The 14,551-nt window shown below is 57.1% G+C and carries 9 protein-coding genes; 6 read left to right on the forward strand and 3 right to left on the reverse strand.

The annotated features are described in order from the left end of the window. Positions 1–17 precede the first annotated feature (17 nt). The 6 genes from JN280_RS29125 to JN280_RS29150 all read left to right on the forward strand — a co-directional run bounded on the left by JN280_RS29125 (position 18) and on the right by JN280_RS29150 (position 8,685). On the forward strand, positions 18–260 hold the full coding sequence (locus JN280_RS29125) for a hypothetical protein (RefSeq protein ID WP_202307485.1): 243 nt from the start codon (positions 18–20) through the stop codon (positions 258–260). Positions 261–268: 8 nt separating this feature from the next. Next, entirely contained in the window at positions 269–979 is a 711-nt protein-coding gene (locus JN280_RS29130) for a hypothetical protein (protein ID WP_202307486.1), read from the forward strand. Then, complete coding sequence (locus tag JN280_RS29135; RefSeq protein WP_202307487.1) at positions 976–5,817, forward strand: FkbM family methyltransferase; 4,842 nt, start codon at positions 976–978, stop codon at positions 5,815–5,817. Before JN280_RS29130 ends, JN280_RS29135 begins: the two co-directional genes overlap by 4 nt. A gap of 21 nt (positions 5,818–5,838) precedes the next feature. Beyond that, complete coding sequence (locus JN280_RS29140; RefSeq protein ID WP_202307488.1) at positions 5,839–6,705, forward strand: ABC transporter permease; 867 nt, start codon at positions 5,839–5,841, stop codon at positions 6,703–6,705. Beyond that, positions 6,705–7,946, forward strand: a complete 1,242-nt coding sequence (locus JN280_RS29145; RefSeq protein WP_202307489.1) for an ABC transporter ATP-binding protein — start codon at positions 6,705–6,707, stop codon at positions 7,944–7,946. Before JN280_RS29140 ends, JN280_RS29145 begins: the two co-directional genes overlap by 1 nt. Before the next feature lie 73 nt (positions 7,947–8,019). Then, positions 8,020–8,685: an O-methyltransferase gene (locus JN280_RS29150; RefSeq protein WP_202307490.1), complete on the forward strand. Its 666-nt coding sequence runs from the start codon at positions 8,020–8,022 to the stop codon at positions 8,683–8,685. 120 nt (positions 8,686–8,805) lie between these two features. Here the strand turns inward: JN280_RS29150 and JN280_RS29155 are convergent, their stop codons facing one another. The 3 genes from JN280_RS29155 to JN280_RS29165 all read right to left on the reverse strand — a co-directional run bounded on the left by JN280_RS29155 (position 8,806) and on the right by JN280_RS29165 (position 14,411). After that, entirely contained in the window at positions 8,806–9,759 is a 954-nt protein-coding gene (locus JN280_RS29155; protein ID WP_210387824.1) for a hypothetical protein, read from the reverse strand. A 79-nt stretch (positions 9,760–9,838) separates the two neighbouring features. Beyond that, positions 9,839–11,239, reverse strand: a complete 1,401-nt coding sequence (locus JN280_RS29160) for an MBOAT family O-acyltransferase (RefSeq protein ID WP_202307493.1) — start codon at positions 11,237–11,239, stop codon at positions 9,839–9,841. A 370-nt stretch (positions 11,240–11,609) separates the two neighbouring features. Then, the gene (locus JN280_RS29165) at positions 11,610–14,411 is read right to left on the reverse strand and encodes a glycosyltransferase (protein ID WP_244743626.1); all 2,802 of its coding nucleotides are present in this window, start codon (positions 14,409–14,411) and stop codon (positions 11,610–11,612) included. Between the last annotated feature and the right edge of the window lie 140 nt (positions 14,412–14,551).

Here is a 14,551-nt window from a genome sequence, read left to right on the forward strand (position 1 = left end):
GACACCCGATATCTTGGATGCAAGACGCCAACTCAGGAAGAAAGACCGGCCGTACCAGTTTTTTGCTGGCCATGAAAAACGGCAACAGCTATATGGTCGCCCGCGAAATCGTCAGGGACCCACAGCAGTGGTGCTTTCGCGGCTGTGCAGCCGACCACGGCCGCACAAGCTATTTGGATGTGCTTTTTCATGAACGGAAGCATTGCTCAAGCTATCGAAATCGGTGGGCCGCCATGTCGGTTGCCTCCGCAATGATCTGAGGAATCCGATGTCCAACTTTGAGTTGATCTATGCTGGATACTCCACAGTTCCGGACTATTTGCGGTACCGGGAGAGCTATCCGTCGCTCGTAAGTGAGAAGGCCGATCTGAAAGATGTCCAGCGTCCATGGGCACTGGAAAAGATCAAGGAACTGGTGCCCCAAGGCGCCGAGGTGGTGGATTTGGGGGGCTCTCGCGCCGAATTGGCCGATGCTCTCTCAACCCATGCTCAGGTCACCGTCATCGACCCCTATGATGGCTCGGGCAACGGGCCGACCAATGTCGATTTCTATCGCAACAAGTTCCCCAGGGTAACGTTCCGTGCCGAGCTACTGACGACAAGGACTGAGATTCCCCGGCAGCGGGCTGTCGTATCGACAAGCGTCGTGGAGCACATCGCTCCGCAATTCCATGCTGAAACGGTGGCAGCAATCGACAGTGTCCTGGAGGTCGGCGGCTACAGCGTTCATGCGGTGGATTTGACCTGCCGCGGCAGAAACGGCTTCATGGAGTCGCAAATCGGCCTCAATCAGTCTTGGGCCGACGCTCACTGCCCCGGCTTGAACGTGCGGGAGCTTGTGACGCGGATGTTGAGCGACGTCGAAACCTTCTTTTTGCCGGTGACGATGTACGTCCAGTGGAAAAAAACCAAGGCATATGAAGAATACCCCTGGAGAAACGTCGGCACGCTGAACACGGTTTTTCGAAAGATCCGATGACTATTTGCGAATCCAAGACATCTTCAAAGATGCTTCGAGATGACGAGGGAATTTTTTTGCGTCGCATTGTTTTCTACCCTCCGCTCGAAACCCAGGACCAGGTGAATGACCTTCTTGCCAGATGCGGGTGGTATTTCCACCCTTATTTGGGCCAGACCTCGGAAGTGGTTCTTCTGTGCCGCAAAAACCTCATCACCGACAGCGAACTACCCAAGGAATTTGACTACGAGATCGAGGGCCGGCGACAGCTCCTGCTCACAAAAGTCAAGGCGGTGTCCAGCGAGCTCGGGCATCAGATGCTTCGGCAACTCGATCCAGAGTCCGACTGCCTTCTCGTCTGGGATACCTCTTCCGAACTGCTCCGTGCGAAGCCGGTTAGCGAAACAGTCGCGCGATTGCGCACAAGGGGGCGTTACTACGAGGTCGACCCCCAAAAGACGCGGATGGAGGGATCCTTCTATCTGTGGGCCGGGCTGAATACATTTGTCGACAAGGCTGGGCTGATAGCGGAGAATCGCTACAAGCTTTCCGTCTTCCATGAGAAGTATCGAAACTCCGCCAAAGCGTATGTCTTCGGTACAGGGCCAACGCTGTCGACTTTTTGCGAAACCCACGATTTTAGTGACGGCCGTTGCATCATCGCGAATTCGATGGTGAAGAATCGGAAACTTCTGGAACAACTGCGGCCGGTGGCGATAGTTGCAGGTGATCCGATCTTCCATGCCGGTTGTTCCCGCTATGCAGGTGAGTTTCGCCGAGAATTGCTCCAGGCGATGGCGTCGACCGATGCCTTTTTGTTTGTGCCGCTTCGCGATTACAGCGTCTACATTTCCTATTTGCCGGCGCCGATGCACGAGCGCGTTGTTGGCGTCCCGTTCGAGGCGAACCGCCCATACACCACCGACCTCTCGGAGGATTTTTATGTCTCTCCGCTCCCCAATATCTTGACGCTGCTCCTCCTCCCTCTGGCGAGCACGATTTCAAGGGAGATAGCTGTCATTGGGTGCGACGGGAGGCCACTGGACCAGGACCAGTATTTCTGGACCCATGACAAGGCCTCTCAATTCAACGCCGAGATGGACAATATCAGGCACATCCATCCGGGCTTCTTTTCGATCGACTACAATGACTACTATCTAAGTCATTGCGACAATGTGAAAGCCGCCGCCGAGGCTCTTGAGGCTGCCGGCGGGCGCGTCGTCTCACTGACGCCATCCTTTGTCCCGGCGCTTGCCGAGCGCTATGTAAGATCGGGAGAAATTTCGCCCCGACAGCCGGACCAGAGGGGATCCGACGCGTCGGTGGCAGCGATCATCGCGATCGATCCCGACGCGATGGATCACTTTGGCCACTTTCTTTCTTACGACGCCAGAATTGCGGAAGCCGCGGCGCTGCGCGGACTGCGCTTCTCAATCTTTGGGAATGTCGCCTTCGACCTGGCCTGCTTGCCTGAAAGCGTTGCCGAATTTGTGCCGGCCTTGTCCATCAAGAGCTGGACCCTCGGCAACAAACCACCCGCCCCCTCCAAGGAAGACACGGCAACGTTCCGCGCGGAACTGGAAAGAGCGATTTCGACGCTTCCGGCCCTCGATGAGGGCAAATTTGCAGCTCTGTATATGTATTGCGGAAGCCTCGAGCATGCCGAGATAATCCATGAGCTCATCCTCCCGAGGCAGGATCTCCTGGCGAACGTCAACCTCTTCTGGTCGTACGCATTCGATGAATCCGATCCGGCCTATGTTGAACGCTGGTCACCCTTCCTTCGCAAGGCTGAAGGCAACAAGCGGTTGACCCTGACGGTCCCGACTTCCAAGTTGCAAGCCGGGTTCGCGAAATATTTCGGCGTTCAACTTCCGGTCGCGCCCCACCCGAGCACCACTTTTTCCGATCAGGAAGCCGCTGATCTCGCGCAGCATCGTCCCCATCGCGTCGCAGACCGCCCCACGGTTCTCTTCCCCGGCGGTATGCGCAAAGACAAGGGGTTTATGCTTTCCGTCGAGTCTGCGCTCCTCCTGTGCGAGACAGGGCAAGTCGACTGTACGGTGCGCGGCTTGGTGACATCGGGAACGACGAGACAAATGAAGGACCAACTGTCGCGCTTGGCGAACAGTAGCGTCGTCGTCGAGTCCCGCGAGTTCGATGATCGGCAGTTTCGTGAGTTCCTGCTTGCCGGCGACGTCATCGTCTGTCCCTATCTTGCCCCCGACTTTGCGCGAAGAACGTCCGGTCTGGTCGTGGACGCAATGCTCATGGGCCGACCGGTTGTGGCCGTGAAGGACACCTGGCTCGGTGACCTTGTAGAAGAAACGGGAATAGGCGAGGCAAGCGCGCCAAGCTCGGGGGAAATATTCAAGGCCGTCAGGCTTGTGCTGAGCAATTATGGGCACTATGCGGGCAATGCAGCCAAAGCCCGTCGAAGATACCTCTCCGAACATAGCTGGGAGCGCCTGGTGAATACGATTGTGAGAACCCCATCGAGCCAGGCGGCAGCCTCGCGAGCCTACGCCCGCGAGGGCCACATCAGGGTCGACGAGACCGAAGTCGTTGCCCGGATGCTCCGGAGCAGAACCGGACGATCCCATATCATGCTCGACGTAGGCGCGCATTTCGGCACCAGCGCGTCTTATTTTGCCGCCTTGGGTTGGACAATTCACTGTTTCGAGCCGGATCCCAGCAACCGCGAAAGACTGGAAAAGCGCTTCGGGCGAGCAGTTGGCGTGACGATCGACAGCCGGGCCGTAAGCGATCGACCGGCCGAGGGGGTATCTTTTTTCCGATCAGACGAGAGCACCGGAATTTCGGGTCTGCATGCCTTCCGAGATACGCATCGGGAGGCGGGTACCGTCGATGTCACCACCATCACCGAAGTCGTGGAACAGCATTCGGTTACCCATGTCGACTTTCTCAAGATTGACGTGGAGGGTTTCGACTACTCCGTGCTGAGGGGAGTGCCGTGGGATCGCTTGAAGCCGGATGTCATCGAATGCGAATTCGAGGACAGGAAAACCATCCCACTTGGTCACACCTATAGGGAAGTCGCGCAGTTTCTGGCCGACATGGGTTACGTGGTGTATCTGAGTGAATGGCATCCCATCATCCGCTACGGCATCCCTCACGATTGGTATCGTCTGGTCAAGTTCCCCGACGTAGAGCTTGCGCCAGACGCCTGGGGTAATATTCTCGCATTCAAGACAGACCCCGGGCTCGAGGCTCTGTCCGGCGCGTTCGAGGAGGTTATTCACCGTAAGAACCCGGGCTCTGCTGCAAATCATACAAAGCCCGTTTCACCCCGTGATGGAACGGCGCCGGCATCCCGATCGGCGTCGCCGCTGCACGAAGAAAGCGCCGCACAGACACCTTCAGTTACGTCGGCCTCGCTCGAAGGCAAGCGCGCGGGGCAACACGATAGTAAACATATCAATAGGCCTTACGTCGTGCCTCATGTCTCCAACTACGAGCGTTTTGTCCTTTGGGCACGCCGTGGTCATCCGACCATCAACAGGCTTGGCCAGTTCGCCATGTGGACGTTGCGAACAGCACGCAGACACATGGCAGCGTCCATTGCGCTGGCGACCACCTTTTTGGCGCTCGCGGCTGGGGGAAGCTTCGCCCCGTCGGCCGAGATCGCCGCCATCCTTTGGTTGTCCGCCACGATGTTCGCCGCTGGCTGCCTCGTCGTGGCTGCCCAGGGCTTCATGGGTTACCTGTCGCGGCGCGAAATCGATGGGATGAGGGCAAGACTTGGCATCCTGGAGTATCAGCTACGCAATTTCGAAAGCCGGCACCGGGCAACAGAAACGAAACTGCATGCGGAACTGGTCGCCCAAACGGCGAAGTTGCGTACCGAACTAACCGCACAGACAGCGAAGTTGCATAAGGAGTTGACTGCCCAGAGCGCAGAGTTGGCCTCTCAGACAATGGCGTTGGGCACTGAACTGTCAGCCCAGATCAAAAGCGTCACCCATAAGTCCCATGTCGGCACCGTCGAGGCGCTCGACGAGAGATTGTCGCAACTGAAATTGAAGGAAGCCAAGGCCGCTACACCACACGACAAGTCGGACAGCAAGTCCAACATCAACTTCTTTCAGCTTTTTAACCGTTCGCTCAGCAAAGAACATTTGGACACGTTTCTCGCCGACTGGGGCAAGCCTCTCGAGCTCGAGTTGAAACAATCGCGAGTGGGCTATCTCGCACATCGCGCCTGCGTTCTGGAAAGCCAGATGAAAGGACGACTTGCTACGAGTATCGAAGCGATCGTGCTGCGAAGCCTTGTAGCGTCAGCCGTCAAGCGCGATGACATCTCCATATTGGAGATCGGCACACTGTTCGGCATTGGTGCCGCCGCCGTGTACGAAGCGGCGACCAACGTAAGTGAGAGGGTACACTTGACGGTGATTGACCCGCTTGACGGCTACTATGGTCCCGGAAAACCGGATTTGCTGACAGGAGCGCGTGTCGACGAAACGACCCTGCGGCAGAATTGGTCTCTCGCGGGAATCCCCGAGAAAGACTACACCATCATCAAGCATTTCAGCACCGATCCGGTCCATGCGATCGAAGCCGCTCGGAAGCGCGAGTACGATGTGCTTATCATTGACGGAGATCACAGTTTCGATGGGGTCAAGTTTGATTTCGAGAACTATGCGCCCATGGTGAGGCCGGGTGGCTACATCCTCTTTGACGACTACGATGTTCCGGAATGGCCCGATATCAAGCGCTATGTGGACAACGAAATAGCAGGCCGCGCCTATCTTCACCATATCGGTGCCGCATTCCGTACCGCCGTATTCCAGGTAACGGATGGGAACGCGACCGAGATAGACGAGAACGCTCCCTAACAGGCGCTGGATGCTGCCGGAATGTTCGAGTCAAAACGTGAAGAGCAACGCCCGACGATTCGAGTCTATCGGGCTGACAACCGCTTCGAGGACAGCGCGTTGTCGGCGTTCGCTCATCTCGCCCAGGAAATCTGGCGCCATCGAGCCCACGTGAGCCTGCTCTTCACACGGGACTTCAGGGCGGCGTATCGCGGTTCCGCGCTCGGCGTGTTCTGGAATTTTGTGCTGCCTCTGCTGCCGGTTTCCGTATACGTGTTTCTCTCGGTTGCAGGTGTTTTCCCCGCGATCGAGCATCTGCCGCGGGCAGTTTACGTGTCCTTCAACGTAACGCTCTGGCTGCTCTTCGCGGGATTGGTGGAGCAGCCGATCCGGGTGGTCAAGTCGCGAAATTCCGAGGCGATGAAGACGTCTTTGCCTATCAGCGTATCCATCGTCTCCAGTATGGCAGCCTTGTCCTTTGAAACGCTGCTACGGCTTCTACTGGTCGCGGGTCTCGTTCTGGCATATCAGGTGCCATTGGCCTTGACTGCGCCGCTGACCGTCTTCGCCGTCCTGATTGGGATGGTGTTCTCGTTGTCTATCGGGCTGATGCTCGCAATTTTGAACATTGTAATGCCTGACGTACAAAGCATCGTAACGGTCGTTATGCGCTACGGGATCTTTGTCAGCGGCGTGATCTTCCCGCTGCCGGCCATTGAATCGTTGCGCTGGCTGGAAGTCTTGAATCCGTTTGCCCTCATCATTCAAGTTGCACGAGAACAGGCGTTCTCTGGATATCTGACGCACCCAGTCGCACTTGCGGCCTTTACCATTGCAACCATCTTGCTGACATTGTTGGCCGCGCGGGTGTTCTACCTGATGGAATATCGCATTCGCGGGATCGTTTGATGTTTCTGCCGAACGACACGATCCTTGAGGTCGAAAAGGTCTCAAAGATCTTTTCACGTAGCCGTTCTGTAACCCAGCAGCGTCTGGGGAAGACGCTCTCGCGTGTCCTGTTCGGTCGCTCCTTCGACCCGGCATCAGCCCATCTGCAACATGGCGAATTTCGCGCGCTGAACAATGTAAGTTTCGCGCTGAAGCGAGGGGAGGCGTTGGGCATTATTGGCCTGAACGGATCCGGCAAGACGACGCTTTTGCGCATGCTTGCCGGCCAGATCCTGCCCGACAGCGGTCAGATCACGGTAGTGGGAAAGACTGCCTCCATGATCGACTTGACGGCAGGATTTCAGCCGGGCGCCAGCGGGCGAGAGAACATCTTCCTCCGCGGTGCCGCACTCGGCCGTTCGCGCGCGCAGATGGAAGCCGACTATGACGACATCGTCGAGTTCTCGGAACTGGGCGATGCGATTTCTGCACCTGTGGCGACGTATTCGTCCGGCATGACGATGAGGCTGGCCTTCTCGATCGTCGCTGCGGCCGCACCCGATCTGCTTTTTGTCGACGAGGTTCTTGCGGTCGGTGATTTCAAGTTCCGGCAAAAGTGTCTTGCGAGAATGCGAGAGCTTCGAGAGCGATCAGCCTTTGTCATGGTTTCGCACAGCATGACCGATATCACGCGTTTTTGTGACGAAGCCATCGTCCTGCACAAGGGCCAGATAGCCTTCAAGGGGAAATCAACCAAGGCGGTTGAATACTACCTTTCCGAAATAGAGAAGTCTCCCGAACCGGCGACCAAGCCTAGCTTGGCAAAAGTGACCGGCCCGGAATTTGAGAATAGCGACGCGGTGGCGAACGTTCGTGCATACTGGAGCGACCCCAGCGGAAACGAGCTCACGAAAATTCGCCAGGGCTCAGAGTTGTATTTCAATGCCAGCTTTGTTTGCTCTATCCCTACTCGCAATTTGATTATCGGTATACCTGTATGGTCAGAGGACGGCACATACATAACTGGTTTCTCCACCGACCAGGATTTTGGTTCCATCAAGACTGATGACGGTGGAAGAATCTCCGTTCGCTTGGTTGTTCCATCCTTGCACTTCAACGCAGGTGTCTATTACTCGACCTTCGCGATCGTCGATGGAAGTGAGTTTCTTTGGAGGAAACCAAACAATCCGTTGACCGTACTTCCAAAGGTGAATCCGCAGTGGGGTGCGGTCACAATCCCCAATCGATGGGAATATATGTAACCCCATCTCTGCCCTGTGTGGCGGCACAACCTTTTGCTGGAGCAGAAACTTGAAACCCCCGATATTTCATCGAATGTTCGACTACGACCGGCGACTATTGCCCAATCGACACCTGGCTACTCTCGAGGAAGGAGTTGGCTCGATTGGAGAGGCGCGCAAGAAGACTGGCGCGTCGATCGGCTATCCTGGCTGGGGGCTGATCTATCACATGCTGCTGAGCCACCTTGACCGGAGTCGAGAGGAAACGATTGTCGAAACGGGAACCAACTGGGGTTCGACGACCATCGTTCTGGCGCAAGCCCTGATCGACGCCGGCTGCCGCGGGAGAGTAATCACTTTTGAGCTCGAGCAGGACAATGTCGACATAGCGAAGCAGAATCTTGCGGCTGCAGGCGTCGGCGATCGGGTAGAGATCGTCGTCGGAGACAGTCGGCAAAATTTGCCCGCGACGTTGAAAGAAAGCATCGCGCCAAGTTCACTCCGCTTCGCCCTCCTTGACGCCTCTCACCTTGAGATGGACGTCCTGGCTGAGTTCGAATGTGTACTGCCGTACCTGGCAAGCGACGCCCTCGTGGTATTCGACAACACATATTGCCTCGCCGAAGGGAGCGAAGATCGGCGGGTCAACGGTGCGTTGAAGCAATTTCCCGACAGGTATGGGGGAAATCTAATCAATCTCGAATTCGTATCCTGGTACACGCCGGGACTGGCAATCTGGCAACGTCACCCAAAGCTGTGAATGTTTCCCACCTGCACCAACGTTCGTGGCCCTGAAGCCAAACCGTCTCGGATGGAGGATGAAATGTTTGGGCCGGGCGCCTTGTATCTTGTCGGTCCGTTCCGTGCCGGAGGGCTTTCACTATGACGCCGAAGGAGCAGGATTGGCACCCCGGCGCTGGATCTCTTGCAGCAGAATATCCAAGAGTTGCTCGCCTGCCCGGCTGCACACGTGTTCCACATCCGCCCACCCGGCCTGGTCTGTAAAGACCGAAGGTATATCGAGAACAGGAGCGACCTCGGCGAGGGCCGAACGGACCCGGCTCATCCTTTCGCCAAAAGTGCTGTCGATCATTGCACGAACCTTCGTGGGCCATGGCGGGACGTAGAGATAGACATCGATTCCATCGGCCCGCAGTTCCCGTATGAATGCGGCAAGCTCAACGTTGACGAAATGCTCGGCCTTGTCGGCGCCTACTGCTCCGATCTGGCCGCGGATTGATGCCAACTGCTTGTCCGATATGTCGACCCCGTCGGAACAGAGCGGCCTTTCGACCGGCAGCTCTTCGGGGCGCGCCCTCTGCCATGGCGAAGCGGCTCTAGCCGAGACCTGCGACAGGCCGAGCATAACCTTTGCGGAGCGCAATGCTTCGGTAGCATCAGTCAGATAGAGCAAAGGAAGGGTGGCATAGCGGAGCGATCGATCGCTTCGGGCCGCTGTTTCGTCTGCCGGCCGAAGTCGAGTGTAAGGTATGCCCAGCAATACGGTCTTCACATTCGGGAAGTCGTCCCGGAAGTGCCTGAAGTAGCCGAATTGTTCCGGCAGTGACGCTCCCCCGAAGGCGAGCGTGTAGAATTTGCGCCCGCGAACGGTCGAGGACCTGGAAGAATAGAGCCCGCCGACGAGTTGCTGCACCCTTGAGTCCCCTAACAGGAGAACCTCGGCCGCTTCCTTTCGTTCTACCCTGTCTTGCTCGATCTCGAAGGCTGACCACAGCGCCACGTCCGTTCGCCGGAAGGTCTCCCAACGGTCATACTGCAGCCGATAACTCGTAAGCTGGGCATTGAAGGGATCGACCACGGCGATCATCCACATGCATATTCCCAACGGCACGATAGAAATCAGGAAGGCACCCAACCACAGGAGCCATGGCAAGGGAGTTGGAGGAATGGGCTCAAAAAGCGAAGTAGATGAACTCACGCGGCTCTCCACGCCAGACGACTATCAGGAAGATCGTCAAACCCAGAAGTACGGATTTCAAAATCAGCGGCAGTTTGGCCCAAACCTCCGCAAAAGTACGATCTCGCATAACAAATGAGTAGACCAGCGTCCCAAGCATGACGAGTGAGACCAGCCAGCGCGATTGCATGTCGACCAGGTGAGTTGATGCGGCACCTGGTGAGGCCATTGCCTGCAAGATCGAGGCGGCATCGGAAAAGCTTGCGGCGCGAAAAAACACCCATGCAATCACGGTCAGAATGAAGGTCGCGGCCCAACCCACTATCAGCCAGCCCTTCGAGCGCCACTCGAAGGAACGAATGAGGCGCTCGGCAACCAAATACGAGCCGTGCAGCGTCCCCCATGCAACGAAGGTCCAAGCCGCGCCGTGCCATAGGCCGCCAAGGACCATTGTGAGCATCAGGTTGCAGTACGTCTTGAAGGTGCCCCCACGATTGCCGCCAAGCGAGATGTAGAGATAGTCCCGCAGCCAACTCGACAGAGATATGTGCCATCTTTGCCAGAAATCCGAAAATCCGATGGCGGCGTATGGGTAGTGGAAGTTGATCGGCAGCCGGTAACCGAAGCACAGGGAAATGCCGATGGCACAAGTCGAATAGCCCGCGAAGTCGAAGAATATCTGCCCCGTAAAGGCAAGGACGCCGATCCAGGCATCGGCGAACGCCACCCTTTCGGCGCTTTCGAACACGACAACCGCGGCGTCCGCGAAGACTCCATCGGCCAGAACCGCCTTCTGGAAAAGACCGAAGACAAAAATGACAAGGCCCCAGTTCACCTTCTTCCAGTCGAGCCGGCCTACGTCAGGATTCTCGGTCTGGGGGATGAAGTCCTTCCGTCGGACAATTGGTCCGGATACCAACTGAGGAAAGAAAGCCACATAGAGAATGTAGTCCAGAAAGGTTGCCGTTTTGGCGCCTCTGTACACGTCGACCACGTAAGAGACCGAGTGAAACAGATAGAATGAAATCCCCGCAGGCAGCAGAATCTGCTCGATTGACCAGTTTCTGTGAATGCCCCAGTAGTCGAAAAGCCACGCAACATTACCTTCGACGAACATGGCGTATTTGAAATAGCCCAACAAAGCGAGCGGTCCAGCAACTCCAAGCCACATCCAAAGACGTCTTTGCTGTGGCAAGCGAACCAAAAACTCCGTGGCGAGCCACGTATAGATGGTGGCAGCACCCAACAGGAGAATGTACCAAGGATTGAACAGAGCATAGAATATGTAACTTGCGACAATAAGAAGTATCTTCTTCGCCACTGCTCCCGGAAGGGCGAAGTAGAGAATGAAAATCGCGAGAAAGAACGGGAAAAACTGAAGCTGGTTAAAGACCATGTGCGGCACAGGGGGCGGTACGGTTCGCCTAGAAACCACAGCCTCTTTTCAGACGCAACCTGAACAGCGACGTTTTGCACATGAGTGCCGGGGTGAAGCGCCTGGACGGCACCTGTATCAATGCCAGGGGATCGGCGGCAGAGCCGAAGGGATGGTGGAGCGCGCCGCGGACCGGCAACGGCGTACGCAGGGCGCGAGAGGCACTGCAACAAGGAGAGGCCCTTCGCGCCGTGAGATCTGGCCTCGGCAAGGGGCACCAGACGAAGCACAGCTTAGCCTGCTTGCCCTCCCCACCCGGCAGAACTTGACATCCGGGATGGGTGTCCGAAGCATATGCCCCATCCGAACACCTCATGGAAGTCAACTTCTTCTATTCAAACAGATCGTCATAGGCCTGACGGGGGAACACCTCCAGCTTTCCACCCTTCGTAGCATTTATGATCTCTCGGCCTCCTGCAGAAAACACGTCTCGGGCCAATTCGTAGTTCAACTTGACGCGATCCAATTTCGGATTCTTCCATGTCTTCCCGACACCGAAATAGGAAGGATCGAAGTGGTTTGGATCAGCTTCCGTTGAAGTGATCAGATCGCCTTTGACGATGGCAGTTTCGGGGATGACGTAGGAGAAATCCATCCCAATCAGATATACTTTCGAGAATCCGAAGTAATAGGCAAGCTGAAGATTTATATATGTGACTGATTGCCCGCAGAATATCCTTCTTGCCGCATCGACAGAGAACCGCGGCACGCAAAAAGAGGCCCCATGCGGCTCATAAAACCCTCGATTCATTTGGAAGAATTGTACATTCCTCTCCATCTTATGGAGCGAACGATAAATCGTTGGAAATAGCTTTAGCTGAGCTCCATAGGTTCGAATGGCATCTATGTTTTCGTTCATCACAGATGAATCTTCAACCACATAGAAGGTCGGGTCGAAACCCATCTCATCCTTCTTGTAGAAGATGCCGTTGACCGCAAAAGTGTGCTCGTTCTTCAGCTTGGAGAGGTCGAGCACGTTCAGCGAAGGCCCGTTTCCGATGATGAAGCAGCGCTCGCCTTTGTACCGGTCCTTAAGTGCGCTCAGCCTTTCGTAATCCGGCGCGAGATCGAGGCGCTCCTCCTTGTGAAGGATGAACGGGGCCGCGATGCCGGCGCGTGCGGGCACCGCCACCGGCCCCCTCGGATTTTGGTCTCGGATGGCGGGACAGGCGCCGTCTTCGGGCAAAAGCATTCTCTCCACGACGGACAGCGCATCGCCAAGCGCTACCTTCACATCGGGCACTGCCGGCGCATTCTCATCGGGCAAGCCGACCGGGGCAGCCGGATCCACGAGTTCGACCAGCAACCCAGGGCCGGAGGTAGCGAAACCGCGGATGGCTCCGTCATAGGGCCGCATCACGATCTTGACGGCAGGCGCCAAGCGCCACTCGCGCAGCGCATACATGTTGTAGGCGAGATAGGGCAGCTTCCTGGAAATCCAGAAATCTTCGACGCCCTGATCGCCGGACACCGTTTCGGCGCTGACGAGAATACATTTATTGGCGTTCCCGCCCAGGCGCGCCGCCAGATCCGCCATCAAAGCAGCCTGCTTTGTGTTTGCCGCGAAGAGCGCGACATCAACGCTCGATCGGACAGGTTCGATGTTCACCGGACGCGTTTCGCGCTGCACAGCCGAATAGTGAGCAAGGATGGCGTCCCTAGCGGCTATCAGGTCGCCCCCAAGGTCTGCGGTGTCCGCATCGTCGATGGCCAGGTAACGCACGAGCCCTTTCGTTATCACTTGCGGCACATCGAAATGCTTGAGGGCATAGGGCCACAGATCGCCGGGAATGCTCGTCAGAAGCTCAAGGAACGAGGCCCCGCGACGCATATAGGCCATTGCCCCGTACTGCACCGTACGCCTCAGGAAATTGTCGGCGCGGCGGTAAGTATCAAGCCCTTCGTTGAAGACGAACGGCGTTCCCGAAACGACCTCTTCGGATGGCAGGGGCGAATGGACCCAGTTGAAGATTCGCTGGCCCGACTGCAGGTGTTCGAGGGGCATCGTGCGCACCATGCTCCCCGATTTCCGCCGATAGACAGCCGCTATGCGATTGACCGGCTCGAACCAGTAGCCATGGCGCATGACGCGCTGCCACATATCCCAGTCTTCACAACCGAACCGGAGCGTCTCGTCGAAACCGCCGAGAAGACGAAGCACGTCGGTCCGCAGTATCGGTGCATGAGCGTTGAAGGGGCATTCGCCTTCGGACGAGACAAACGTTTGCGCGCGGCCCGAATAATTGCGTCTCCGGGGCAAATAATCGGCTGTTATCGTTTCGGGCGCCTGCACCACACCGCAATAGACGCCGGCGATGCGACCGTCCGTCAATTCTCCAAAACGCCTGAGCCGTATTTCGAGCGCATCCGGCAGGAGAATATCGTCGGCATCGAGGAATGTGACAAAGGGCGTACGTGCAAGCCGCAACCCGGTGTTTCGCGAGGCGCCAAGGCCCGAATTGCGCAGATGTCTCAGCAAATGGAAGCGCCGATCGTCTCCGACAGCTTGCTTGGCCAGCGCCGCGGATCGATCGGTGCTGGCATCGTCGACGATCAAGACCTCGAAATTGCGAACTGTCTGTCCCTTCAGACTTGTGATCGCGTCGGAGACGAACCGCTCTTCATTGAACAGCGGGACCACTATCGTGACGCATGCTGTCTCAGACCCCAATTCCGGGATGGGGTATGCTCGCGTGGCCGCCGGTCCGTCGATCTCCGGGGGCGGCAGTCGGTCGACCGCCTCCCGCAACAACTTGCGGGCGTTGGCGACAACCTCGCGTGACGGGTTCGCCTGCCCGATCGAGGGTTCTGACTGCGCCGCCTCCACCATCCTCGCGACCGTGGGCGCGGGTCTCAGGGCCGGTGCCCGCGGACCGAAGCCCATGATGCGCGATCTGACGTAGCCGGAAGCCAGCATGCCCAGAAAGAACGTCACTCCCGAATTGAACGCCAGAACCGGGATCACCGCCAACGTCGTCGAGGTCCGCCCTTCAGGCAGGAAAAGGGCGGCTATGAGCGCGGCGGCATTCGCAGCCAGCAAGGCCAGGGCAGTTGCGACGAAAGATCTCCGTCGGTTTCGCCGCAGCCAGTCCAGCACCCCGACCAGTTGCCCTGTGATCCGGCGAAACAGCATCACGCGGGGCCGGCGGCTCGCCGAACAGGGGAATATGAGAATGCAACTTGGGTATGCCACCCGGTCGCCAAGGTAGTCCGGTTGCTATCGAAGATTGTTCGCGTTCCCACTTTGCCCCCCTGACAACATCCAATCCCGAC

This window comes from Mesorhizobium sp. L-8-10, assembly GCF_016756635.1.
Taxonomy (GTDB): domain Bacteria; phylum Pseudomonadota; class Alphaproteobacteria; order Rhizobiales; family Rhizobiaceae.